Source organism: Achromobacter sp. K91 (assembly GCF_003576205.1).
In the GTDB taxonomy this organism is placed as follows: Bacteria; Pseudomonadota; Gammaproteobacteria; order Burkholderiales; family Burkholderiaceae_B; genus Achromobacter; species Achromobacter aegrifaciens.
Genome location: NZ_QWFB01000048.1, coordinates 147,622 through 170,952, shown reverse-complemented (window position 1 = coordinate 170,952; position 23,331 = coordinate 147,622). Strand labels below are relative to the sequence as shown.

The following is a 23,331-nucleotide window of genomic DNA, read 5'->3' as shown; positions in this document are numbered from 1 at the left end:
GGCGCCGAATCAGAGCTGGTCGATGGACTTCGTGTCCGACGGTCTGGCCTATGGCCGCAGGTTCCGGTGCTTGAACATCGTCGATGACTACACGCGCGAGTGTCTTGCCATCGAGGTCGATACATCACTGCCGGGATTGCGGGTGGCACAGGTGCTGCAACGGCTTGCGGAACTGCGTGGGCTGCCCAAATCCATCACCGTGGACAACGGCCCGGAGTTTGCCGGCAGGGCCTTGGACGCTTGGGCCTATCAGGTCGGCGTGGAGCTGTCGTTCATCAGACCAGGCAAGCCCGTGGAGAATGCATACGTCGAGAGCTTCAACGGAGAATTCCGCGATGAATGCCTGAATGAGCATTGGTTCATGTCGCTGCGCCAAGCCAAATCCTTGATCGAAGACTGGCGCGTCGAGTACAACACCGAACCCCCGCATAGCGCGCTGGGATACTTAACGCCGGAGCAGTTTGCTCAGGCGCATCGCCAACAACGGCTTTTTACCCTGGACTCTACGTCGGTGCCGTACTAAGTCTGGGGGCAGGTCATAATCTCTTGATAGGCGACGCGATCTCCTTTTCCTAACGGCTATCCCTCATGCTGCGGCGCTCAGTCGCCGCCGTTGGCCGTTGGCTGCACGCCTCCACCAAGACGCTCACGCAGCAGCCTACAGCTTCTGGTGTTGACTACCGTAGCTTTTCGAGATTTCTTCTTGGGCGATTTCCTTTGAAACTTGATTCAACAGAAACTCGACAGGCATAATAGCGATAAAAACGATTACAACTTGCCAAATAGTGAGAATCATCAAAAACGCGAACGATGCACCTCGCACGGCGCCAACATTTTCTGTCAAATATGGCACTTGCTTCAAAATCGGGGCAAGAACACCGACCATAAGCACCATCATCAAAATGAAAGTTGAACTTACCGCGGGGGTAAGTAGAAGGCCCATATTCGCACTCGAACCTTTGCTCTCGGTGGGCTTGCCAAACGAGAGTTTCAATCTCTCCGGATAGATGATTGCAAGCCAAGCGCCCACCACGGCAAAGATGATCGCCGCTGTATTTCTCAATGCTTCATAAAGCGGCCATTGTTGAGCGAAAGGTATCATGCGGCCAAACAGAAAGGCAACGATCACCAATCCTACGGCTATGCAAAACGCCGCGATGACAATGCCGTTGCGCCACAGAATTCGCTGCCTATCATTGGTCATGATCCAGTGCTCTGAAAAGCTCTCGCCTCCGGGCCGCCAGTTCCCTCCCGATTTCCCGCAAATCGTACACCCCCCCCTCTGCATCCGGCAGGTCAAATGTTGGGGAGTCGCTGGCGATGGCTCGCCCCACCCAATGCGTCGTGTTCATATCTCCTGCCATCAGAAATCCTAGGTCGTCCCATGCGGAAACCGCATCTGCCCCCAACTCAGCCTCAATCATCGCTTCGAGTTCGTCGGCAGAAGGAGTGAAGTCCAGCTCTAACTTCACTCGACGATTGTTAACGAGTTGGTGATCGGGTCGAGCCCCCCGAAAAAAAGCGAACAGACCTTGGGCGACTTGGCGATCTTGTGCATTTACTGCCTCCAGATGGCCAGTCCTAATAACACGAGCAATCTGCTCACGATGCCGTCTAATGAAACTTAATGGCCCTTGTTTTACGAAGGGGCTTAGCCTGAACATGGGCTTTGCCTTAATAACATCCCCACGTCCATCCATTGCGCGATATCCGATTACTGTACCTTGATCATCAGATACGACATATGCACTTTCTGTTTCCAAGAAACGTTCTACATATCCCCGCATCGCGTCTTTGCCACTTGCACGTGTCTCAATGCGAATCGTTGCAATAACTTCCAATTCAGGCACCACCCAAAAATAGGTTGCAAACCCAGGAATGGTGTTCTCATCAATATTATTCAAGTGGACCTCGGGCTGATCGCCTACCACCGAGTTCATGCTAATGGAAGGAATCTTTCCTTCCGAATCCGGAACCCTATTCCACGTTGCAAAAAGCCACTCTGCTCCAAGAGGTTCAATTCCGAGCAAATAGACTGGCAACTCTTCTTCGCCTCGTCTATCGACCAATCGTGTTAGGGAGAATCGCTTCCCTCTCCCCCATCGATGTAGTGCCTCAAATGTCCCCTGCAAGTCACCCAGAACTCGGTTACGTCTTCCCCACGGATAAAACCCCGCCTGCTCAACACGATGAAAAACTACTGATACTTTTTTTCTTGCCATGGCGCGCCCACAAGACGGATAGATGTAATGCCATCCTACAATACTTGACCAATTAGCGGACGCTGCGACCAATTATAACTGTATATTTATACAGTGTTTTTAGAAAAATGTAAACATGGCTTTCTTATGATATAGCCGCTGCCAAGCTCTACTCTTTCCAGCATTTGACGTCTCACTAAAAGGCACGCGGCGTCGATCTCCACCACAGAATCGAATTAGATTGACCAGCCATGTTCGCCGTATTCAACGCCCACCAGTGCCGGGACCGCGTACCCAGCAATAGCGTCGTCATTGACGCGGATAAGCTCTCGGGGCTTATTCCCATAAGACTCAATCTGTGGAGCCTCTGGCCACGAACTGCCGCTAGTGATGGACCGTTGGCGACCCTGCGCGAAAAATGGTGTCAGACTACAATTCTCTCGGCAGATTGCAACCAGACACCATTTCTCCAACACGCAAAGGGGACAAACCATGCCCAAATTCGTGACCATCGGATATGGCGATCAAGAGGGCTATGATCGTACGCCCGCGACCATCCGAAACGCAGCGCATGCACACGATGCAAAATTGCAGAAAGACGGCGTATTGATGGGCATTGCAGGCAAGCCAGTACAAGTGCGCAACCCGGAAGCCACTCGGGTCGAAACAACAAACGGCCCATTCATGAAGTCGCCCTTGCCAGTGGCCGGCTTTGCCATCATCGAAGCCGCCGACATGGCCGAAGCTATAGCGATGGTGTCGCAAACACCCTGCGCCGTCGCGCACGGGGTCGTTGAAGTGTGGCCGCTGGAACAGCCGTAGCGACACCTCTCATCTGTACCGCAGGTTCACGTCTCGCAAGAACAAGGGAATAACAGCCCAGCGCCTATCCCCTACCCCACGTTCACAAATGCCGATGGCTGCAAACCATAGCCTGCCCGGTCAGATCCCCGATCAACCTAGCCAGTCCCCGTGCGCTGCCGTCATCCAGCCACTCCGTCCGAACCATCCGAAACCCCATCGCCAAGCTGTACTGCCAATCCAGTTCGAGTATCCGGTAATCGCGCCCATTCTCCGCACAATGCCACTGCGCCGCCGGATCCTCATAAGCCGCCCCAATAAAATCAACATGCGAGTCAAACGGCGGCATGGATTCCAGCAATTCATCTGACCCCGGCAAGCTAGGCTCGGAGAGATTCTCCCCCACCGCCACATGCGGCTCAGGCCCATCATAGGCCAGCAGCATCAACGGAAAATTCTTGGGGTCTGCATCATAGGAAGCCCGCGTATCGTCAGTCAGATAGGCACGAGCCGCCGGCCCCAGGCAATACTGCGGGCTGTTCCAGTCGCTGCTCTCGTTATCGGCATACCGGTCCCCCGGCCTAATGCCGTGCTCCGCCAGCAACGCTATGGCCTCTTCCATCGTGTCGTTATGGCGTATCGGTATCTCCGCCGGCAGATACCCCGCTCCCACGTACAGGGCGATCACGTCTCCCGTGGTGCGCAGGCCTTCCTGATATTGGTACGAACCTTCATTCAGGCTTGCCAGGTCGAAGCTAAGGTTCAACAGCGCGCGATACGGAATGCCATCGCCGCGCGGTTCCATCACATATCCACCTTCCAGCAGTTTGATTTCCAGCGCGCGCCAATCAGGCGGCGGCAAATGCATGTCGCGGGGGCACAGAAACTGGTGGTGTTCGGACATGGGCGGGACTCACTCTGCTGAGGTTGCTGGGGCCGGCGAATTGTAAGCTGGCGCCCCGCGCATTTCCCCAGGCAGAGGAATCACGCAACGCAAACACTTAATCCACTTTCGCCCCCGACCGCTGCACCAGCGGCACCCATTTGGCGATATCCGCCTGGATAAATGCCGCCAAGCCGCTGGGTGGCCCGTCGTGGAAGATCTCATACCCCAAGCCCTGCAACCGCTGGCGCTGTTCGGCGCTGTCCATGACTTTGCGCGCCGCGGCGTTGAGTTTTGCCACGACGTCCGGCGGCGTGCCTGCGGGGGCCATCAGGCCGAGATCGACGGTGATCACGTAGCCCTGCACGCCCTCTTCCATCATGGTCGGCACGTCTGGCAGCAAGGGGGATCGGGCCTCGCCCGTGACCGCCAGGGCGCGCAGCTTGCCTTCCTTGACCAGGCCGGACACGCTGGGCGTGTTGTAGAACGCGAAGGCGACCTCATGCGCCATGACGGCGGCCACGCCTTGCGGGGCGCCACGGTAGGGGATGTGCGCGGCCTGGGTGCCGGTGATCGACAGCAGCAGTTCGGCCGAGAGGTGGTGCGTGGTGCCGTTGCCGCCGGACGAGTACATCAGCTTGCCGGGTTGGGCTTTCAAGGCCGAGACCAGTTCGGGCACGGAGCGGTACGGGCTGTCGGACGGCACGATCAGCACATTGGAGCCGCCGGCCAGATAGGCGACCGGCACGAAGTCCTTGTTCGGATCGTAGGACAGCTTCGAGAACAGTCCCAGGTTGATGGCCCAGGTATTGTTGGAGCCCAGCACCAGCGTGTAACCGTCGGGCGAGGCCTTGGCCACGTAGCTCATGGCGATCTGGCCGCCGCCGCCGGGCTTGTTTTCGACGACGACTGTTTGCCCCAATTGCTGGCTAAGGCCAGGCTGGATCGAGCGCGCCAGGATATCCGCCGTGCTACCCGCCGCCAGCGGCACGACCAGCGTGATGGGACGATCCGGAAACGGCGCCGCCTCGGCTGGCGTCGCGACTAGCGACGCACAGGCCAGTACAGCCCCCAGTAGAACCCCTTGTAGTGTTTTCATGATGCCTCCGCGCTGGCGCGAGCTATGGAAACCATGCGGGCTTGCATGATGCCAAGCAGCGTATCGGAGCAGGCAACCCCAAAAAATAGGCGGGGTGCTATAGCGTCATGCCATCACGGCATGGCCGCGTCGCGGCGCAGGCGTTGGGAGACCGAGCGGACCACGGCGACGAAGGCCTGGGCCGCGGGAGACAAGGGGTAGTTGGCCAGGCGCGCGATGGAGATCGGCCATTCCAGCGCCGGGTTACGCAAGGCAATGCCCTTGATGCCGGCGGGCATCTGCCCGCGCGCGATCTGCGGCAGCATGGCTACGCCCATGCCGGCCTGTATCAGGCCAATGGCCGTGGACAGGAGGACGACGCGCTGTTCGACGCGCGGATAGATGTTCGCGGCGATCAAGCGGCGGCTGATGTTGAGCCAGGCGGGCGCTTCGGGGTTCAGCTGGATGCAGGGCAATTCGGCCAGCACTTTGGCGTCGACCTCGTCCAGCCTGGCCAGGGGGTGATCCATGCGCGCGAAGAGCGCGACGCCGCTGTCCGAAAGCTGTTCCACCATGATGCGGGAGTCGTCGTCCTGCATGACCGCACCCAGGCCGACATCGGCCTCGTGCGAGAGCAGGCGCGTGCGGATCTGCTGCACCATGCAATCGACCACGATCAGATCCAGTTGGGGGTGGCGCTGGCGGAACTCCATCAGGATGTGCGGCAACAAGGTGGCCGCGCTGACGTGGCCCACGGCGACCATGACTTTGCCGCGCTTCAGGTCGGAGTGTTCGCGGCATTCCTGGATGGAACTGTCGATGGCCAGGATGGCGCGCCGCGCCGCGTCGACCATGGCCTGGCCGTCGCGGGTCAAGGAGACCTCGCGGCCGCGCACCACCAGCGGCTGGCCGACTTCGGCCTCCAAGCGGCGGATCAAGTGGCTGACCGAAGGTTGCGACAGGCCCAGGCGTTCGCCGGCGGCCGTGAAGCTCGCCGTTTCACCGATAGCGACCAGCGCGCGCAGTTGGCGCAGGGAGACGGATTCGATCGGCTCGGTCATGTAGCGACGTCATGATGGAATAGTTTGCATACTATAGCTATATGGATGTGCGGTCCCTAAGATGGGATTTCCCTAACCCGCCTGGAACCGCAATGCCCCACTCTTCCTACGCCGCCGACCGCATGGGATCGGCCATCGTCGAACCTACCGGCCGCTTCGAAGCGGGCAGCTTCGCGTCGTTCACGCTGACGTACACCGCGGGCTATTTCGGGATCGACGACACCGGGTCGATCAAGATCGTGCACCGCTTCGCCAGCGACATGGGCAAGCCGCAGTTCGATCAGCCGGACGGCTGGAACTACACCACGGTCGAGGCTTCCAATGGCGCGGTGTTGCAGGTCGAGTACGACGGCAAGCGCAACATCCGGCCCTGGGACAAGACGCTATTCATCCGGGTGGTGCGCGGCTACCTGGAGGAAGGCGATCGCATCGTGGTGCGCTTCGGCGATACGCGGCAGGGCTCGCCCGGCATGCGGGTGCAGACGTTCAGCGAGCCTACGTTCGAATTCAAGGTGCTGGTGGACGCCTTCGCCACCTACAACTACACCGAACTCCAGCACTCGCCCACCATCGCCGTGGTGGCCGGGCCGCCGGTCGCCTACAAGGCCATCCTGCCCAGCCAGGCGGTGGCGGGCGAGCCCTTCAGCCTGGGTTTCAAGGGCGAAGACAAATGGGGCAACCCCAGCGATCAGGTAGCGGGCGAGTTCACTCTGCGCAGCAGCCTGCCGCTGCGCGGGCTGCCCGCCACGTTCACTATGCGCGAGGGCGAGTTTGCGGCGCGGCTTGAGGGATTGGTGGCCGAAGCGTCTGGCGAGCTGCGCATCGAGGTGCTGCGCGACGGCCTGCCCGTGGCGCAAAGCACGCCCTGCCGCATCGTCCCGGCCGGCGGCGGAACGCGCGGGCACTATTGGGCCGACCTGCACGGGCAGTCCGAGGAAACCATAGGCACCAATTCCGCCGAGGACCTGATCCTGTTCGCGCGCGACCGCGCCTTTCTGGACGTCATGAGCCACCAGGGCAATGACTTCCAGATCACCACGCCGTTCTGGGAACAGTTGAATAAGCTGACCGCGCAATACAACCAGGATGGGTCGTTCATCATCTTTCCCGGCTATGAATGGTCGGGCAACACCGGCCTGGGCGGCGACCGCAACGTGCTGTACCTGAAGAAAGGCCGCCCCATCCATCGTTCCTCGCACGCCCTGATCGACGACCTGTCGGACCTGGCGCTGGACGCCAACGATGCCGATGCGCTGTTCGACGCGTTGAAGGACGAGGACGTGGTGGTGTTCGCGCACATAGGCGGACGCTACGCCGACATTACGCGGTCGCATGACGCGCGGCTGGAGCGCTCCATCGAGATCCACTCCGACTGGGGCACCTTCGAATGGCTGCTGGAGGATGCTTTCCGGCTGGGCTACCGCGTGGGCATCCTGGCCAATAGCGACGGACACAAGGGCCGGCATGGCGCCAGCCATCCTGGCGCATCGTTGTTTGGCGCGTATGGCGGCCTGAGCTGTCTGATTGCCGACCAGCTGACCCGCCAGTCGATCGCCGAGTGTCTGCGCCAGCGCCGCCACTACGCCACCACCGGATGCCGCGCCTACCTGGACGTGCAAGCGCATTTCGATAGTCCGGCGCAGCGCTATTCCGATGATCCCAAGTTGGGCGCCCCGGTCACGCGCGAGCCCGTCACGCAGGCCGATATGGGCGCCATCCTGTCGTACGACGGCGACTCGCTGGAGCTGTCCTTCGAGGTCCTGACCCATGGCGCCATCGAGCGCGTGGAAGTCCGCAACCGCATGGACGTGGTGCAGACGCTGTACCCCTACGACGAGGCCGCGCTGGGCAGCCGGATCCGCATCGTCTGGGAAGGGTCCGAGTACCGCGGGCGCGGCCGCCAGACGGTCTGGGACGGTAGCGCGACCCTCGAAGGCAATACCTTCGTCGATCCGCTGCCCATCAATTTCTGGAACCTGGACAAGACCCTGGCGCAACCTCGCCCCGACATGCTGAGCTGGCGCTCGCTGACCACCGGGGGCTATAGCGGCATCGACGTGCGGCTGGGCGATCCGCGCGCCGGCGTGCTGAAAATCGACACGCCGGTCGTGCGTACCGAGATCCCCGTCGACCAGATCGGACTGGAGCCGGTAGTCGTGGAAAACGGCGGCATCCGGCGCCGGCTTCAGGTCTATCGCCTGCCCGACGAGAATCCGGTGCAACGGATGCAGGCCCAGGTGCGCGTGCCGCTGCACACAGACTCCGACAATGCGGTGTACCTGCGCATCACGACCGAGGACGGCTTCTTCATCTACTCCAGCCCGATCTATGTGGAACGGACCGGGTCCGGGCCGAAATAAGGTGGCCGGCCGCTAGGCGCCAGCGGCATCGATCAATTCCGCCGAGGACTCCCCCAAGCACTCGGCGAACAGCTGCGTGGTGGATGTCGTCGTGTCTTCGCGCCAATACAGAATGGCCTCGCCCAAGGGGCCCAGCGGCGGCAGCGGCAGCATCCGCATGGTTCCGCGCTGCACGTAGCGGCGCGCGAGCGACAGCGGCAGGATCGAGACGTATCCGCCGTCGCGCAGCAAGGACAGGTTCAGCGCCAAGGAACTGGACTCGATGGTCGGGCGCAACAGGGTCACGCCATGTTCGGCCAGGATCTCGACCATGGTCGCAAAAGCGGGCGAACCCTGCATCGGCGTAATCCAGCGCACGTCCTGCAGGTCGGCCCAGGCCACGGGAGTGTCGGGGCCGCCCAATGGGTGGCGCGTACCCACCACGAACACGAACGGCTCGTGATGCAAGGACTCGTGGCGCATCACCGGAAGATAGCCGGTCACGCGGTTGCGGCCCAGGGCCAGGTCGAGATTGCCTTCGTCCATCATCTTGAGCAGGCGATCGAGCGTGGCTTCCACGAACGAGAACGAGGCATTCGGCGCGCGCCGCGTGAACAGTTCGACGGCATGCGCGATCAGGGGTTGGGGGATCGTCACCACGGCGCCGAATCTGACGTGGCCCGCCGTGCCGGAGGCCAGCGCCTTGACGTCGCGCCGCGCCAGTTCGATCTGGCGCAGGATCTCGCGCCCGCGTTCGACCAGCACGCGTCCTATGCGCGTCAATTCAATGGCGTTGCCCACGCGGCGCACGACCGGCGTGGCCAGCGCCTCCTCGATCTCCGCAATCTGCTTGGAGATGGCGGGCTGCGTGACGTGGAAGGCCGCGGCCACCCGCGTCACCTGACGCAGCTCGCCCAGCGCCACCAGGATGCGCAGATGCCCAAGCTTCAGGCCGCTGCGGAAGAAGCGTTCTATCGAATTGTCGGACGGCGTGCTGGCGGACATGTCGTGAATGGAAAGACGGGGATATCGATCGCCATCGGGTAATGGCGCAAGCCGCCAATCATAACCAAACGGTAATGCCAAATGCACAAAGTGTGATTTGCCGCCGAATGCGAGCAGCCCGTACCCTTCGAACGGACAGCACTGTAGCGCAGGCCTTTCGTGAAGCATCGACGATCAACTGGGAACAATGATTGATCCCACGCCGATGCCGCATCGCATAACCGAACTCGCAGGCTGCCGAATAACTCGATGTGCCCCATGGCACACACCCACGGAGACAACACCCATGAGCTCGTCCCTTTCCGGCGGCGCGCCGGCCTATGCCGGCGCGCAGGCCGCGCAGAATCCTGCGCAGCTAGACGCGCTGTACCGCAAGCGGGCCTGGCGCATCATGCCGTTCCTGTTCCTGTCGTTCATCGTCGCCTACATCGACCGCGTGAACGTGAGCTTCGCCAAGCTGCAAATGCTGGCCGACCTGTCGATGTCGGAAACGGTCTACGGCTTGGGGGCCGGCATTTTCTTTCTGGGCTACTTCATTTTTGAAGTACCCAGCAATCTGATCCTGCATCGCGTGGGCGCGCGCATCTGGATCGCGCGCATCATGGTCACGTGGTCGATCATTTCCTGTCTGACGATGTACGCGCAGGGACCGCTGTCGTTCTATCTGCTGCGCTTCCTGCTGGGGGTGGCCGAAGCCGGCTTCTTCCCGGGCATCGTGCTGTACCTGTCGACCTGGTTCCCGTCGAGCCGCCGCTCGCAGATCATCGCCCTGTTCATGGTGGCCATCCCTGTGTCGGGCGCCATCGGCGGTCCGCTGTCCGGCTGGATCATGGAGCGGTTCGGCGGCATGCATGGCCTGGCCGGTTGGCAGTGGCTGTTCCTGGTCGAAGGCCTGGGGTCGCTGCTGGTCGGGATTGCCGCCTTCTTCATGCTGCAGGACCGGATCGAGACGGTGAAGTGGCTGAACGCGGACGAGAAGCGCCTGCTGGCGCAGGATCTGGCGGCCGACGACAGCACCCGCGCCCGCCATAGCGTGCGGCAGGTGTTCGGCGACGGTAAAGTGTGGCTGCTCGGCCTGCTCTATTTCTGCATCGCCATGGGCAACTACGGCCTGGTGTTCTGGCTGCCGACGATGATACGGGCCGCGGGCGTGGCCAACCTGGGCAATATCGGGCTGCTCTCGGCGGTGCCGTCGCTGGTCAGCGCGGTGGCGATGATACTCATCGCGCGCCATGCGGACCGCACCAACGAGCGCCGCATCCACGTTGCCGTGTGCTGTGTGCTGGGCGCCGTCGGCATGCTGGTATCGGTGCTGCTTGCCGAACACCTGTGGTGGTCGATGGCCGCCCTCATCGTCGCCGCCATCGGCATCAATTCGATCGCGCCGGTCTTCTGGGGCATCCCCACGGCGATGATGAGCGGCGCGGGCGCCGCAGCGGCCATCGCGCTGATCAATTCGGTCGGCAACCTGGCCGGCTTCGTCAGCCCTTATGTCATCGGCTTTCTCAAGGACACCACCGGGCAGCTGCTGCCCGGCATGATCCTGCTGGCCTGCGCGCTGGTCGGCGGGGCCTTCATCGCCATGTCGCTGCGCACGAAGCGGGGTCAGGCATGAGCGTGCCCGTCTGCCTGGTGACCGGCGCGGCCAGCGGCATCGGGGCCGCCACGGCCCTGCGTTTCGCGCGTGAAGGCTGGGCCGTGGCCATCAATAATTTCGACCACGGCACCCGCGCGGCGGCCGAGGCGGTGGCCGCGCAGTGCGGCGAGGCCGGCGCCCAGACGCTTGTCGTGGATGCCGATGTGGGCGACGACGCTGCCTGCCGCGGCATGGTCGATGCCGTCGCGGCGAAGTGGGGACGGCTGGACGCGGTCGTGAACAGCGCGGGCACGACCCGCGTGATTCCGCATGGCGACCTCGACGCGATCGACGCCAGCGAATTCGAACGCGTCTATCGCGTGAACCTCATCGGCATGTTCCAGATGACGCGCGCCGCGGCTCCCCTGTTGCGCGAGCGTCCGGCGGGCGCGGCGTCGGGCTGCGTGATCAATATTTCTTCGCTGGCCTCCTTGAATGGCACGGGATCGTCCATCGCCTATGCGGCCTCGAAGGGCGCGGTCAATTCGCTGACGCTATCACTTGCGCGCAATCTCGCCCCGCAGGTCCGCGTGAATGCCATCGCCCCGGGCATGGTCGACGACGGCCTGCTGCGGCGCGTGCTGGGCGACGAGGCCTACGCCCGCGTGATCGACGGCATGCGCGAAAACGCGCCGCTCAAGCGGGTGTCGCAGCCGTCGGAGGTCGCGGACCTGGCCTGGTTCATTGCCGCCCGCGCGCCGGCGATGACCGGCCAGGTGCTGGCCCTGGAAAACGGCTTGATGCTCAACACCTGAGCCTCCTCCGATACTGATACTAGGAACTCCATCCATGAAAGATCTGCACAAACACCGCTCCCGCACGGTCACCGAGGGCGTGACGCGCGCCCCGCACCGTGCCTTCCTGCGCGCCACGGGCCTGGACGACGAGGCCATCGACAAGCCGTTCGTCGCCATCGTCGACACCTTCGGCGAGAACACGCCCTGTTCCATGTCGCTGAACCAGATCTCGGACAACGTCCGTCTCGGGATCGCGGCGGGCGGCGGCGTGCCGATACGCGGCTCGGCGATCTCGGTCTCCGACGGAACGTCGATGAATCACTCGGGCATGCGGTTCTCGCTGGTTTCGCGCGAGACCATCGCCGACAGCGTCGAGTTGTTCGTGCGCGCCCACTGCTACGACGCGCTGGTCGGCGTGGCCGGTTGCGACAAGACCCTGCCCGGCATCCTGATGGGCATGGTGCGAGTGAACGTCCCCGGCGTGTTCCTGTTCGGCGGAGCGATGTTGCCGGGCGTAGCCCCGGACGGCTCGCAAGCCACGATCCTGACGGCCATCGAGGCCGTGGGCGCGGCGCAACGCGGCGATATGTCGGCCGAAACGCTGCGCGGCATAGAAAAGCGCTGCACGCCGACCGCCGGTTCCTGCCCGGGGCAATTCACGGCCAACACCATGGCGATGGTCGCTGAGGTGCTGGGGCTGGCCCCGCTGGGCTCGGCGATGGTGCCGGCCGTCTACAGCGAACGCATCGCGATCGCCCGCCGCGCCGGCGAAAACGTCATGCGCGCGCTGCGCAATGGCGGGCCGCTGCCGCGCGACCTGGTGACGCGCAAGAGCCTGGAGAACGCCTGCGCGGCCGTCGCCGCCACCGGCGGGTCGACCAACGCCATGCTGCACATCCCGGCCATCGCCCATGAGGCAGGCATCACCTTCACGCTCGACGACGTCTCGGAAGTGCTGGCGCGCACGCCGCTCATCGGCGACATGCAGCCGGGCGGACGCTATCTGGCCGTGGACCTGCATCATGTCGGCGGCGTGCCGGCGGTGCTCAATGCCCTGCTCGCGGGCGGACATATACACGGCGACACGCTCACGCAAAGCGGCGAAACGCTGGAAACGGCGCTGCGCGCCTTCCCCGGCCCGGACGGCCGCGTGGTCAAGCCGCATGACGAACCGCTCTCGCCCAACGCGGGGCTGGTGGTCCTGCGCGGCAATCTAGCCCCGGACGGCGCCGCGCTGAAGACCGCCGGCCTCAAGCAGCTGGTGTTCTCGGGCACGGCGCGGGTATTCGAGACGGAAGAAGACTGCATGGCCGTGGTTGCCGCCGGTACCTATCGGGAAGGCGACGTCCTCGTCATTCGCAACGAAGGACCCAAGGGCGGCCCAGGCATGCGCGAAATGCTGAGCGTGACCGCCGCGATCTACGGGCAAGGCATGGGAGAAAAGGTCGCGCTGCTGACGGATGGCCGGTTCTCGGGCGCCACGCGCGGCATGTGCATCGGCTATGTCGGCCCCGAAGCGGCGGCGGGCGGCCCGATACGCCTGCTGCGCGACGGCGACCGCATACACATCGATGCAATCAAGGGGAGCCTGGACGTCGAACTCTCCGACGAGGAACTTGCGGGCCGGGCGAAGGCCAGCCAGCCGTTCGCGCGCGGCAGGCTGGGCGGCGTGCTTGAGAAGTATGAAGCGCTGGTGCGTCCGGCCAAGCTGGGCGCCGTGACCCATTCCGGGGCCGTGAACTGGCCTTACGAACCGTCGCTCGGGGAAGCTCCTGCCCAAGGGGGCCAGGAATGACGAAGACGCCGCGCATCGGTTTTTGCGGCATCGGCCGCATGGGTGAACCCATGACCCGGCGGCTGTTGGCCGCTGGTCACGAGGTCGCCGTCTGGAACCGCTCCAGCGCGAAGCTCGACTCGCTTGCCGCTGCCGGGGCCGTGGCAAAGGCAACGCCGCAGGCGCTGGGCGAGAGCGTGGACATCGCCCTGCTTTGCCTGGGCGACGGCAAAGCCGTGGAGGACGTCGTGTTCGGCGAACATGGGCTTGCGCACGCCGCCACCCCGCCCTCTTGTCTCATCGACCATTCCACCTTGTCGCCCGCACTCACTCGCGCCCTGGCTGGGCGCTGGGCGACGGCGACCGGCGGCGTGTGGATCGATGCTCCTGTCTCGGGCGGCACGGAAGGCGCGGCGAACGGCAAGCTGGCCATCATGGCGGGCGGACCGGCCGACACGATCGAAGCCGTGACGCCCGTGATGCGCGCCTACGCCGCGCGCGTCACGCGCATGGGCGAGGTCGGCGCGGGCCAGACCACCAAGCTCGCCAATCAGGCCATCGTCGCGACCACGCTGGCCGGCCTGGCCGAAGCCTTCGTGCTGGCCAAGCGCAGCGGCATCGATACCGCCGCCCTGCCGTCGGCCCTGCAAGGCGGCTGGGCAGATTCCGTGTTGCTGCAAACCTTGTGGCCGCGCATGGTGACCCCGCCCGAGCATGCCACCGGCACGGTGCGTGTGCTGCTCAAGGATCTGGACGCGATCGCCGAACTGGCCGAAGCGAGCGCCACGGTCCAACGCGTGCTGCCGGAAGTGCGGCGCCTGCTGCAGGATGCCGCACAGCGCGGCATGGGAGATTGGGATCTATCTCAAGTCTTCCGGATCGGCGAGGCGGAGAGTCAGGCCGGCGCATAACGGACGGCGCGATGGGGAGCGCCTGGCGCCCCCCCTCCTCCGTCAACCCAACGGCAACGCCAGCACCTGCTTCGTCGTCATGATGTCGCCGAAAGTGTCATCGATGCTCGCCAGCGCGGCGCGATGCAGCATCGCATGCGGCAAGGCCGACTGTTCCCCCGCACCCGTATCCAGGTCGCGCGTGGCGCAGGCATCGGCCGCCACGATCACCTGATAACCCAGCGGCACTGCGTCGCGGGCCGCGCCTGCGACGCAGGCGTGGGTCATCAGACCGGTGATCACCAGCGTGCGCACGCCAGCCGCCTTCAGGCGCTGGTCGATGTCGGTGCTGGGAAACACGCTGACAGTGGACTTGCGTAGCACCGTATGGCCCGGCGCGGGACTCAGGTCGGGGTGGAATTCGATGCCCGTGCTGCCGTCGGCGAAGACCGGGCTGCCGGCGGGCGTGGCGTGCTGGATGTGGAAGACCGGGATGCCATGCTGATCGGCGTGCGCAACGAGCTGCGCGGCGTTGCGCAGGGCCGCCGGGCCTTCAGGAATGGGCAGCCTGCCGCTGAAGTATTCATTCTGGAAGTCGATCACCAGCAAGGCGGTGCTGGCCGGGTCGATGGACTGCGGGGCGGTGGCGCCGGCGATGGCGCGAATGGTCGGGTGGTTCATCGTAGGTCCTTGATCTGTAGGCGTTTAGTGTGCCGTTCACGCACGAGGGCGAACGGCATCAAGGATGCGCCATCGGGCATTAACCCGAAAGTGGCCCGAATACCAATTAGTGATAGGATCGGGCCAAATCCGCATTCCTGCCTCTTGTGCCATGCATACCATCGCCGTCGTCGCCTTCGCGGGCATCAGCTCCTTCCACCTGTCCGTGCCCTGCATGGTGTTCGGCGACGATCTGGCCCGGCTGGGCGTGCCGCGCTATCGCCTGCTGGTTTGCGGCGAAGCGGTCGGACCCGTCGCGACCATGTCGGGTTTCGATATCCATGTGCCGCACGACTATTCGGCCCTGGCCGAGGCCGACACGGTGATCGTGCCCGCCTGGCGCGATCCGGACGAGCGCCCGCCGGAAACCATGCTGCAGGCCCTGCGCGAGGCGCATGCGCGCGGCGCGCGGGTCATCGGCTTATGCCTGGGCGCCTTTGTGCTGGCGGAGGCCGGCCTGCTCGACGGCCGCCCGGCTTCGACGCACTGGGTCTGGAGCGACGACTTCGCCCGCAAGTACCCGCAGATCCGGCTCGACCGCAAGGCCCTGTACGTGGACGACGGCGACATCCTGACATCGGCCGGCACGGCGGCCGCCATCGATTGCTGCCTGCACCTGCTGCGCTGCGACCATGGCGCGGAGCTGGCGAACCGGGTCGCGCGCCGCATGGTGATGGCGCCGCACCGCGATGGCGGGCAGGCGCAGTACATCGAACGGCCGCTGACGCGGGAGGACGGCGGCGACCCGATAAGCGTCGCGATGGAATGGGCCATCGAGCATTTGCAGGAGCCGCTGGGGCTGGACCGCCTGGCCGACCACGCCGGACTGAGCCGCCGCAATTTCACCCGGCGCTTCAAGCTGAAGACAGGCACGACGGTGACGCAATGGGTGCTGAACCACAGGCTGGCTGCGGCGCAGCGCCTGCTGGAGACGGGCGGGCTGTCGGTGGACCGGGTGGCCGAGGCTACGGGGTTCGGGTCGACGGTGTCGCTGCGGCAGCATTTCACGGCGGCGTTTTCGGTGTCGCCTGCCGCTTATCGGAAGCAGTTCCGGCAGCGGTGATGGAGTTTTGTATCGACGAACCAAGGCTCGGATGCTGGCCAGGTTTGATCGATGCGCGCGGCGCAACAAATAATTCAAACAGAGTTCGTCTTTTCAAGCTGGCGCTCGCCAACTAAGCATAGTCAAAAACAAGATTTAGCCTCCCTTCTCCCCACGCTATATTTTTTTCATCAGCCGCGCCTCGCACAGAGCCGGATCGAACCGCCCCTGGCCATCAATCGTCGCGGCGCTTATTAATCATCCAGCGGCATCACACCGGAAAGCGATGAAGAGAAGAATGTCCAATGAGACACAGGGAGTCTTTTTCTTGCTGGCGATGCGTGCGCTGCGCGGCGGCGCACACGCCCTTGCAGGACGCCTCAGCCTGCCGCTCATCATTATCGCGGCTTGGCAATCGGCTTCCGTCACAGGCCTGATTTCGCCCACCCTCTTGCCCTCCCCGCTCCATGTCGCCGAGACAGTGGCGTACCTGATCGACAGCGGAGAACTCTGGCGCCACGTCAGCGCCAGCGGCCTGCGGGTGATACAGGGCTTCGTCGCGGCTGCCGCGCTGGCGCTGACATTGGGAATCTCCATGGGAATCTTCAACCGCCTGGAGCGATTCGTGGATTTCCTGATTCAAATACTCAAGCCGGTTCCCCCTATCGCCTGGATTCCGCTGTCGGTCCTCTGGTTTGGCATTGACGAAGGCGCCAAGATTTTCATCATCGTGCTCGGCAGCTTTTTTCCGATTCTGACGACTACCGTGGACGCCATCCGCCAGACGGACTGGCGCTACGTGGAGCTGGCCCGGACGCTGGAGCTGCCCCGCCATCTGTTCATCCGCAAGATCATGCTTCCGGGCGCGACGCCGCAGATCATGAGCGGTCTGCGCATAGGCCTGGCCATGGCCTGGATGTGCGTTGTAGCCGCCGAGCTGATAGCAGCGCCCAGCGGCGTAGGCTTTCTGATCATGGACGGCCGGGCGATGTCCCAGGCAGATTTGGTGCTGGCAGGCATGCTGACCCTGGGTGTGCTTGGGAAGATCACTGACGACGTTCTACGGGCTGTGGAACAACCGCTGGTCCTATGGCGTCCTCAGTTCAAGGGGATGACACGCACATGAACGTCCTATCGCAAGCGCAGCAACGGGCAGGCAACGGCATGCAAGCCCTGAATGTGAGCAAGCAATACCTGGGTCCCCATGGCCAGCATGTGGCTGCGTTGGTGAACATAGATCTCGTCTTTCCCGAAGGCAGCATTACCTGTGTAGTGGGGACCAGCGGTTGCGGCAAGAGCACCTTGCTCAGGATCCTGGCGGGGCTGGATGGCGATCATGGCGGCAGCGTCACGCTAGGCGCACAGACTTTCTCCGGGCCATCGCTCCAACGCGGCGTGGTGTTCCAGGACCATCGCCTGCTGCCCTGGATGACGATTGCGGAAAATGTGGCACTGGGCCTGCACCGCGAGACCGCCCAGAGACGCCGGGAGATCGTGGACCAGAAGCTGGAGTTGGTTGGGCTATTGGCGTTTCGCGACACCTATCCTGCACAGCTTTCGGGCGGCATGGCCCAACGTGTAGCCATTGCACGTGCGCTGGCGCATGAGCCGCGCGTGCTGCTGCTGGACGAGCCGTTCGGCGCGCTGGACACCATCACCCGGCTGCAGATGCAGGATGAGTTGCTCCGAATCCGCGAGAAGGAACGGGTGACGACCGTGCTGATCACCCATGACATCGAGGAAGCCGTCTATCTGGGCGATCGGATTGCCGTCCTGTCGAGCAGGCCGGGCACGGTACGGGCCGTGGTCGATGTCGAGTTGCCTCACCCGCGCAAGAGGACAAGCGCCAGCTTCGCGGCCTTGCGCCAGTCGCTTTACGAGCAATTTCTACAACATGCCTCCGGAGCGCCGCCAAGCAACGTGCCAGAGCGTGGCGATACGGCTTACACCTCGATAACAGGTGGCACCCATGCGTGATCGATTCCGGAACCTGATGACAGCGCCGGCTTTCGGCGCAGTCTTGCTCTGCTCCATGGCGGCCCACGCCACCGATACGCTGCGCCTGGGCGTCATGCCCTTCGTGCCGTATTCGGCAAGCCTGCTGGCCCGGCAATACGGTTGGGTGGAAGAGGAACTGAAAAAGGCCGGCCACGACGACGTCAAAGTCATCTGGACGCAATTTTCCGGCGGCCCGCCGATCAATGAGGCGTTTGCTTCCGGCGACCTGGACATCGCCGCGCTCGGTGACACTGCCGCATTGATCGGCCGCGCTTCCGGAATCGACCATCGCATTATCGGTCTGTCATACAAGGGAGAGGAAACGCTGGCGCTGATGGTGCGCAAGGATGCGCCATTCCAGAGCGTGGCAGAGCTCAAGGGTAAGAAGGTGGCGACGTTGCGCGGGGGAAACGTGCATGAACTGCTGGCGCTTATCCTTGCCGAATCCGGCCTGAAACTGTCGGACGTGCAGTTTCTCAACCTGTCTCTACAGGACATGAACACGGCGCTGCTCAATAGCGATATTGACGCCGCGCTGGTGTGGGACCCCGTCTTCACTCAGTTGGAGGCCGAAGGCCAGGCACGCACGCTGCGCGATGGCAAGGGCCTCAAGAGCAATCTGATTCCCATCATCGCCTCCGCATCGCTCATCCAGCAGAAGCCCGAGTATGTCCAGGCCTACCTGCGCGGTATCGCCCGCGGCGCCGACGCGCTGAAACGCCGGCCGCAGGAAACGGCCGCCGAGCTGGCTCCTGTTTTCGGATTGAGCCCGGCGCAGACGTTGACCGCATTCAGCCGTTCCACCTGGGTCCCGCGTCTGGACGCGCAAGCGTTGGCCGAACTGAGGCGTTCAGTCGAATTCCTGTTGGGTAATCGAATGATCCGCAAGCCCCTGGATCTGGACAAGTTTGTCGATCCTGCAGACGCCGCAGCCACAGACCTGACGGGATATTTGGGATCCGCCCGTGATCCCTCCAACCCGATCCCGGCGGGAGTGCCCCATGCCTGAATCAAACAAAGGCATAGCGCCCCAAAACACGGATGATCAACCCCGGGCCTTGCCGGCGCGGCTGGTGCTTCGGCCTGCGGCGCGCCCTGATTTCCAAGCCGTTCGCGACATCGTGCTCGAAGCTGAAGCGTTGGGCGCAAGCGCGGCGCTGATCACAGGCGGACGCGGCGCGCTGGAACCTTTGACCGTGGTAGGCGCGCTGGCGCCGCTGACCGCACGCATAGGCCTGCTCGCCGAAGTCGACGCTGCCGAAACCCATCCCTATACCGCTGCCCGCCGACTGGCGGCGCTCGATCACATCAGTGGCGGCAGGATTGGCTGGTCGCTGAGTGGCGCTCGCGAACCTGGCCGCATTCGGGACTACGTCGATGCGGTGCATGCGCTCTGGGATAGTTGGGATGACGATGCCCATCGATTCGACAAGCGCAGCGGCGTCTACATCGATACGGATCGGATCGCGGCAGCGGACCACGCAGGGCCGTTCTATCGCGTGGCAGGCCCGCTCGATATTCCTCGACCGCCGCAGGGCCGCCTGCCCAGGGTGGGCGATGACAGCACTGCGGATGTCTCTTTCAGTGAGTGGATTGACGTCGTGGCAGTTCCGACCGCATGGCGCAAGCTGCGCGCCCGGTTCGAACCGGGCGTCGCGGATACCGCCGGACGGCCGCCTCGGACGCTGCGGCGCGAGTTAGGCCTATCGGACATTCCCCCGCAGTACTCCAACCGTCTTGCCGCCGCCCCAAATCCATGACCGCTCAAGATCGATCGTTGATTCTGCTCGTGAACGCCTTTGTCGCGGGCCACCACGAGGGAGCTTGGCGGCTGCCCCAAGCTCAACCAGAACGCCTGCGTGACATCCGCTATCACCAGGAGATCGCCCGCCTCGCCGAGACTGGGGGCTTTCATGCCATGTTCGTCGCGGATTTCTTCGTGTTCAATCCGGGCGCGCGCCATAGCCCGCGCTGGGAACTGGATCCGCTGACGCTCCTGTCGGGTGTCGCGCAGGCGACCGAACGGCTGGGCTTGATCGCAACAGGATCGGCCACGCTGAGCACGCCGGAAGAAATTGCGCGCACCTTTTCCACGTTGGATCATGTCAGCGCCGGACGCGCCCTCTGGAACATCGTGACCAATGGCGATCCCGCGGCAGCCGCCAATTTTGGACAGGACAAGCCCGTACCGCATCAGCAGCGCTACCAGATCGGCGCGCAGGCTGTTCAAGAAGTGCTGCAGCTTTGGCGCAAAGGACAGGACGTGCCAGCGCCAGTCCAGTCGCATCCGGTTCTGGTGCAGGCCGGGTCTTCATCGGATGGCCGCGACTTCGCCTCGCGCTATGCCGAACTGGTATTCACCGCGCAAAACACCATCGGGGAGGCACATGCGTTTCGTCACGACTTGCTGACACGCGCCGCGGCGCATGGACGCAAGCCTGGTGCTGTGAAGCTCATACCCGGCATCAGCCCCGCCATCGGCAGCACGGTTGAAGAGGCGCGCCGCAAAAAGCGCGACCTTGACGAGTTGATCGTACCGGAAGCTTCGCTGGCGTGGCTGGCTGGCTTTGGAATCGATCTGGGAGCCCACGACCTGGACGGTCCCCTGCCGCCGATATTGGGTGACATCGATAGATTCGAAGGGATAAAAAGCCGCTTTGGGGTGATCGCTTCGGTAATCGAACGCCACCGCCCGACGACCATCCGTGCGTTGCTCCAGTTACTTGCGGGCAGTCGCGGCCATGCCAGCCTGAGCGGCACGCCGAAGAGCATCGCGGACCTGATTGCCGAGTGGTTCCAACAGGGCGCGGCCGATGGCTTCATGCTGATGCCGCATGCTTTCCCGAGCGAGTTCCAGTTGTTCGTGGACGAAGTCGTGCCCTTGCTACGCCGACGCGGCTTGCTGCGGGATGGAGAGCGGCAAGCGGGCTTGCGTGAACGCCTGGGGTTGCCGATGGAAGGGCTGGGCGAGCGAATCTAGGAAATATCTGCGCAATGCCCCCCAGATGAGGGTCTGAAAAGGCATCCGTCTGCCGCAGTAGGCCAAGGGCCTATGAAATGGGACAAAAGCGGCGCTATCGCCCGCAATCGACGAGCATCTGCCCCCCTACTCCAGAGGCACGAAGAAAATCCCGCCATATCAGTACATTTACATCCGCTCCTGCCGTAAATCTAGCTAAGTCTGGTTTATTGAAAACAGGAGTTTGATGTGGCAGAAAAAGGCTTGATCCGTGGACTTGTGATCGGCGTACCCTCATTGGTGGTTTTGGGAGCCGCTTCCCTCTCCATGCTGGGGTACGGTGCAGCCAGTGCCATTGAAAGCCGCTTTGGCGTGCCTACGGAATTGACGTATGACACGCCACTAGATCTTCTGCATCTCTCCAGTCACGCGTTTTCCGGCTGGATAGAAATTGCGGACGAGATACACACCCTCGAAAACTTCAAACTGTTGGCCATCGTCATGGCGGCCATAGGCCTCGCAATCACTTTGGTTTTCATTGGCTCGCACACGCCGAAAGTGCGCGAACCCGTGATAAAGGCCGGAAGCAGCATCGCGCTCATGCTCTCCAAGATTCCTGGCTGGCAGTTCATTCAAAGAGGCCGGAGATGGCTGCGCAAGGAAATAATCAGCTTCATTCCACTAGCCGCACTCAGCATTGCACCTTGGCTATCTATTTTCGCCATGAAGACCGTGCTGATTCTATTTGCCCTCCTTCCCTATTTGGGATACGTGGGGCCAATGAAACAGCTCCAAACCTGGATAGTTTCCGCTGAGCATTGCACCCCAATCGGCAGCAGAAATGAGAGATTGATTCTCTCCGACCTTCCAAAGACATCTGCCCAGCAAGAGAACAAAAGCAAGGCCACTCCATGCCTCGCTCTCTGGAGAAACGGTTCCATGATTGCAGAAGGCCGACATGTCGCGTCAACCGGAAGCACCATCATCCTTTTTGATCCGGTAAGCGGCAATGTGACGATAGAGCCGACCGAGGGAAGCTCCTTGCGTTTACACGGCCTTTCCGCAATGACGCTGAAAGAGTTGATTGAAACTCCCAACACCGACAACTAAGGCGGAAAATGGCTCGATTATTTGATAGAAAACATCTATAGCCTTGAGATAATCATAGCAAAATATATAAAATTACTTGCCTATAGCAAACAATAATATGCCTTAAGCAAGTAATTGGAACTCCCCCATGACAGAGCAATCGCTCTACGACCGCGCCGAAGCGGTCCGGCATTTCAACCGTTTCTACACCCGCCAGATCGGCGTCCTGCATGAGCACCTGCTGGCCAGCGAGTTCTCGCTGACCGAAGTCCGCATTCTTTATGAACTGGCCCACAGGCCGGCGCTCAGCACGTCGGACCTGTGCCGGGAACTGAACCTGGACGCCGGGTATGTCAGCCGCGTGATCTCGGGCTTCGAAAAGAAAGGCTTGATCGCCAAGACGCGCTCGGCCGCGGATGCCCGCGTCGGCCTGCTGGAACTGACAGAGGCCGGCCGGGCGGCGTTTGCTCCGCTCAATGAAGCGTCGCGCAACGAGATCATCGCCATCCTCAAACAGCTTTCGGAGCCGGCGCAAGCGCAGCTGGTCAATGCCATGAACGAAATCCAGAACCTGCTCGGCGACAAAGCCCCCATGCCCTATGTGCTGCGTGATCCGCGCCCGGGCGACATGGGGCTGGTGGTGGCAAACCAGGCCATGGTCTATGCGCAAGAATTCGGCTGGAACTCGGAGTACGAGGCGCTGGTGGCCGAGATCGTGGCGAAGTTCATCCGGGAGTTCGACCGCGAGCGAGAGCGCTGCTGGATCGCGGAGAAGGACGGAAAGATGGTGGGCTCTGTCTTCGTGGTGCGGCAGGACGAAACCACGGCGAAGCTGCGCCTGCTGTATGTGGACGGCTCCGCGCGCGGGCTGGGCATAGGCCATCGGCTGGTCGACGAGTGCCTGCGTTTTGCGCGGCAGGCGAGCTACAAGCGCATGGTGTTGTGGACCAATAGCGTGCTGACGGACGCGCGCCGGATCTATGAAAAGGCCGGCTTCGAACTGGTCGAGGAAGAACAGCACCACAGCTTCGGCAAGGATCTGGTGGGACAGTATTGGGCGCGGGATCTGTAGGCCACGCGATGCATCCCTGCGGCCAGATCAAATCCGTTTCCACGGA

The 23,331-nt window shown here is 62.8% G+C and carries 22 protein-coding genes; 15 read left to right on the top strand and 7 right to left on the bottom strand.

Features of this window, described 5'->3' with window-relative positions; all coding sequences use genetic code 11:
• The coding region (locus tag DXK93_RS23780) for an integrase core domain-containing protein (protein WP_147400269.1) at window positions 1–523 on the top strand (523 nt) is incomplete at its 5' end.
• Between the two features lie 135 nt (window positions 524–658).
• Here DXK93_RS23780 and DXK93_RS23775 read toward each other — a convergent pair.
• The gene (locus DXK93_RS23775) at window positions 659–1,204 is read right to left on the bottom strand and encodes a hypothetical protein (protein ID WP_119451317.1); all 546 of its coding nucleotides are present in this window, start codon (window positions 1,202–1,204) and stop codon (window positions 659–661) included.
• Entirely contained in the window at window positions 1,194–1,904 is a 711-nt protein-coding gene (locus DXK93_RS31880; RefSeq protein ID WP_147400268.1) for a hypothetical protein, read from the bottom strand. The genes DXK93_RS23775 and DXK93_RS31880 overlap by 11 nt, the downstream gene beginning before the upstream one ends.
• Window positions 1,905–2,693: 789 nt before the next feature.
• Between DXK93_RS31880 and DXK93_RS23765 the strand changes: the two genes are divergently transcribed.
• Window positions 2,694–3,023: a YciI family protein gene (locus DXK93_RS23765; protein WP_119451315.1), complete on the top strand. Its 330-nt coding sequence runs from the start codon at window positions 2,694–2,696 to the stop codon at window positions 3,021–3,023.
• A gap of 82 nt (window positions 3,024–3,105) precedes the next feature.
• Here DXK93_RS23765 and DXK93_RS23760 read toward each other — a convergent pair whose 3' ends face one another.
• The 3 genes from DXK93_RS23760 to DXK93_RS23750 all read right to left on the bottom strand — a co-directional run bounded on the left by DXK93_RS23760 (window position 3,106) and on the right by DXK93_RS23750 (window position 6,024).
• On the bottom strand, window positions 3,106–3,906 hold the full coding sequence (locus tag DXK93_RS23760; RefSeq protein ID WP_119451314.1) for a hypothetical protein: 801 nt from the start codon (window positions 3,904–3,906) through the stop codon (window positions 3,106–3,108).
• A gap of 97 nt (window positions 3,907–4,003) precedes the next feature.
• The gene (locus DXK93_RS23755; protein ID WP_119451313.1) at window positions 4,004–4,984 is read right to left on the bottom strand and encodes a tripartite tricarboxylate transporter substrate binding protein; all 981 of its coding nucleotides are present in this window, start codon (window positions 4,982–4,984) and stop codon (window positions 4,004–4,006) included.
• A gap of 113 nt (window positions 4,985–5,097) precedes the next feature.
• Window positions 5,098–6,024: a LysR family transcriptional regulator gene (locus DXK93_RS23750; protein WP_119451312.1), complete on the bottom strand. Its 927-nt coding sequence runs from the start codon at window positions 6,022–6,024 to the stop codon at window positions 5,098–5,100.
• 92 nt (window positions 6,025–6,116) lie between these two features.
• Here DXK93_RS23750 and DXK93_RS23745 point away from each other — a divergent pair, with 92 nt between their 5' ends.
• Window positions 6,117–8,384, top strand: a complete 2,268-nt coding sequence (locus DXK93_RS23745; protein WP_119451311.1) for a DUF3604 domain-containing protein — start codon at window positions 6,117–6,119, stop codon at window positions 8,382–8,384.
• Between the two features lie 12 nt (window positions 8,385–8,396).
• Here DXK93_RS23745 and DXK93_RS23740 read toward each other — a convergent pair whose 3' ends face one another.
• On the bottom strand, window positions 8,397–9,368 hold the full coding sequence (locus DXK93_RS23740; protein WP_119451310.1) for a LysR family transcriptional regulator: 972 nt from the start codon (window positions 9,366–9,368) through the stop codon (window positions 8,397–8,399).
• A 286-nt stretch (window positions 9,369–9,654) separates the two neighbouring features.
• Here DXK93_RS23740 and DXK93_RS23735 point away from each other — a divergent pair, with 286 nt between their 5' ends.
• Genes DXK93_RS23735 through DXK93_RS23720 form a run of 4 tightly spaced genes read left to right on the top strand, consistent with a single transcriptional unit; the run spans window position 9,655 to window position 14,426 of the window.
• Window positions 9,655–10,983 (top strand): MFS transporter, encoded by a 1,329-nt coding sequence (locus DXK93_RS23735; protein ID WP_119451309.1) that lies wholly within the window; start codon window positions 9,655–9,657, stop codon window positions 10,981–10,983.
• A complete protein-coding gene (locus DXK93_RS23730) occupies window positions 10,980–11,759 on the top strand; it encodes an SDR family NAD(P)-dependent oxidoreductase (protein ID WP_119451308.1) in 780 nt (259 codons plus the stop codon). The genes DXK93_RS23735 and DXK93_RS23730 overlap by 4 nt, the downstream gene beginning before the upstream one ends.
• Before the next feature lie 34 nt (window positions 11,760–11,793).
• Entirely contained in the window at window positions 11,794–13,536 is a 1,743-nt protein-coding gene (gene ilvD / locus DXK93_RS23725) for a dihydroxy-acid dehydratase (RefSeq protein WP_119451307.1), read from the top strand.
• Window positions 13,533–14,426, top strand: coding sequence for an NAD(P)-dependent oxidoreductase (locus tag DXK93_RS23720; protein ID WP_119451306.1), 894 nt, complete (start codon window positions 13,533–13,535; stop codon window positions 14,424–14,426). The genes ilvD and DXK93_RS23720 overlap by 4 nt, the downstream gene beginning before the upstream one ends.
• 42 nt (window positions 14,427–14,468) lie before the next feature.
• Here DXK93_RS23720 and DXK93_RS23715 read toward each other — a convergent pair whose 3' ends face one another.
• Entirely contained in the window at window positions 14,469–15,086 is a 618-nt protein-coding gene (locus DXK93_RS23715; protein WP_119451305.1) for a cysteine hydrolase family protein, read from the bottom strand.
• A 151-nt stretch (window positions 15,087–15,237) separates the two neighbouring features.
• Here DXK93_RS23715 and DXK93_RS23710 point away from each other — a divergent pair, with 151 nt between their 5' ends.
• The 8 genes from DXK93_RS23710 (at window position 15,238) to DXK93_RS23675 (ending at window position 23,285) form a co-directional block, all read left to right on the top strand.
• The gene (locus tag DXK93_RS23710; RefSeq protein ID WP_054456291.1) at window positions 15,238–16,188 is read left to right on the top strand and encodes a GlxA family transcriptional regulator; all 951 of its coding nucleotides are present in this window, start codon (window positions 15,238–15,240) and stop codon (window positions 16,186–16,188) included.
• 277 nt (window positions 16,189–16,465) lie between these two features.
• On the top strand, window positions 16,466–17,293 hold the full coding sequence (locus tag DXK93_RS23705) for an ABC transporter permease (RefSeq protein ID WP_233564599.1): 828 nt from the start codon (window positions 16,466–16,468) through the stop codon (window positions 17,291–17,293).
• On the top strand, window positions 17,290–18,144 hold the full coding sequence (locus tag DXK93_RS23700; RefSeq protein ID WP_233564598.1) for an ABC transporter ATP-binding protein: 855 nt from the start codon (window positions 17,290–17,292) through the stop codon (window positions 18,142–18,144). The genes DXK93_RS23705 and DXK93_RS23700 overlap by 4 nt, the downstream gene beginning before the upstream one ends.
• On the top strand, window positions 18,137–19,174 hold the full coding sequence (locus DXK93_RS23695; protein WP_119451302.1) for an aliphatic sulfonate ABC transporter substrate-binding protein: 1,038 nt from the start codon (window positions 18,137–18,139) through the stop codon (window positions 19,172–19,174). Before DXK93_RS23700 ends, DXK93_RS23695 begins: the two co-directional genes overlap by 8 nt.
• The gene (locus tag DXK93_RS23690) at window positions 19,167–19,925 is read left to right on the top strand and encodes an LLM class flavin-dependent oxidoreductase (RefSeq protein ID WP_119451301.1); all 759 of its coding nucleotides are present in this window, start codon (window positions 19,167–19,169) and stop codon (window positions 19,923–19,925) included. The genes DXK93_RS23695 and DXK93_RS23690 overlap by 8 nt, the downstream gene beginning before the upstream one ends.
• Entirely contained in the window at window positions 19,922–21,145 is a 1,224-nt protein-coding gene (locus tag DXK93_RS23685; protein ID WP_119451300.1) for an LLM class flavin-dependent oxidoreductase, read from the top strand. Before DXK93_RS23690 ends, DXK93_RS23685 begins: the two co-directional genes overlap by 4 nt.
• 228 nt (window positions 21,146–21,373) lie before the next feature.
• Window positions 21,374–22,234 carry a hypothetical protein gene (locus DXK93_RS23680; RefSeq protein ID WP_119451299.1) on the top strand — a complete coding sequence of 287 codons (861 nt, stop codon included), beginning with the start codon at window positions 21,374–21,376 and terminating at the stop codon, window positions 22,232–22,234.
• Between the two features lie 127 nt (window positions 22,235–22,361).
• Complete coding sequence (locus tag DXK93_RS23675) at window positions 22,362–23,285, top strand: bifunctional helix-turn-helix transcriptional regulator/GNAT family N-acetyltransferase (protein ID WP_119451298.1); 924 nt, start codon at window positions 22,362–22,364, stop codon at window positions 23,283–23,285.
• Window positions 23,286–23,331 lie beyond the last annotated feature (46 nt).

Bases quoted from the DNA above. Each gene is read 5' to 3' on its own strand.
- ilvD (WP_119451307.1), top strand. From the start codon at position 11,794: ATGAAAGATCTGCACAAACACCGCTCCCGCACGGTCACCGAGGGCGTG.
- DXK93_RS23720 (WP_119451306.1), top strand. From the start codon at position 13,533: ATGACGAAGACGCCGCGCATCGGTTTTTGCGGCATCGGCCGCATGGGT.
- DXK93_RS23685 (WP_119451300.1), top strand. From the start codon at position 19,922: ATGACCGCTCAAGATCGATCGTTGATTCTGCTCGTGAACGCCTTTGTC.
- DXK93_RS23740 (WP_119451310.1), bottom strand. From the start codon at position 9,368: ATGTCCGCCAGCACGCCGTCCGACAATTCGATAGAACGCTTCTTCCGC.
- DXK93_RS23695 (WP_119451302.1), top strand. From the start codon at position 18,137: ATGCGTGATCGATTCCGGAACCTGATGACAGCGCCGGCTTTCGGCGCA.
- DXK93_RS23710 (WP_054456291.1), top strand. From the start codon at position 15,238: ATGCATACCATCGCCGTCGTCGCCTTCGCGGGCATCAGCTCCTTCCAC.
- DXK93_RS23755 (WP_119451313.1), bottom strand. From the start codon at position 4,984: ATGAAAACACTACAAGGGGTTCTACTGGGGGCTGTACTGGCCTGTGCG.
- DXK93_RS23690 (WP_119451301.1), top strand. From the start codon at position 19,167: ATGCCTGAATCAAACAAAGGCATAGCGCCCCAAAACACGGATGATCAA.
- DXK93_RS23730 (WP_119451308.1), top strand. From the start codon at position 10,980: ATGAGCGTGCCCGTCTGCCTGGTGACCGGCGCGGCCAGCGGCATCGGG.
- DXK93_RS23765 (WP_119451315.1), top strand. From the start codon at position 2,694: ATGCCCAAATTCGTGACCATCGGATATGGCGATCAAGAGGGCTATGAT.
- DXK93_RS23775 (WP_119451317.1), bottom strand. From the start codon at position 1,204: ATGACCAATGATAGGCAGCGAATTCTGTGGCGCAACGGCATTGTCATC.
- DXK93_RS23745 (WP_119451311.1), top strand. From the start codon at position 6,117: ATGCCCCACTCTTCCTACGCCGCCGACCGCATGGGATCGGCCATCGTC.
- DXK93_RS23760 (WP_119451314.1), bottom strand. From the start codon at position 3,906: ATGTCCGAACACCACCAGTTTCTGTGCCCCCGCGACATGCATTTGCCG.
- DXK93_RS23735 (WP_119451309.1), top strand. From the start codon at position 9,655: ATGAGCTCGTCCCTTTCCGGCGGCGCGCCGGCCTATGCCGGCGCGCAG.
- DXK93_RS23705 (WP_233564599.1), top strand. From the start codon at position 16,466: ATGTCCAATGAGACACAGGGAGTCTTTTTCTTGCTGGCGATGCGTGCG.
- DXK93_RS23750 (WP_119451312.1), bottom strand. From the start codon at position 6,024: ATGACCGAGCCGATCGAATCCGTCTCCCTGCGCCAACTGCGCGCGCTG.
- DXK93_RS23715 (WP_119451305.1), bottom strand. From the start codon at position 15,086: ATGAACCACCCGACCATTCGCGCCATCGCCGGCGCCACCGCCCCGCAG.
- DXK93_RS23700 (WP_233564598.1), top strand. From the start codon at position 17,290: ATGAACGTCCTATCGCAAGCGCAGCAACGGGCAGGCAACGGCATGCAA.
- DXK93_RS23675 (WP_119451298.1), top strand. From the start codon at position 22,362: ATGACAGAGCAATCGCTCTACGACCGCGCCGAAGCGGTCCGGCATTTC.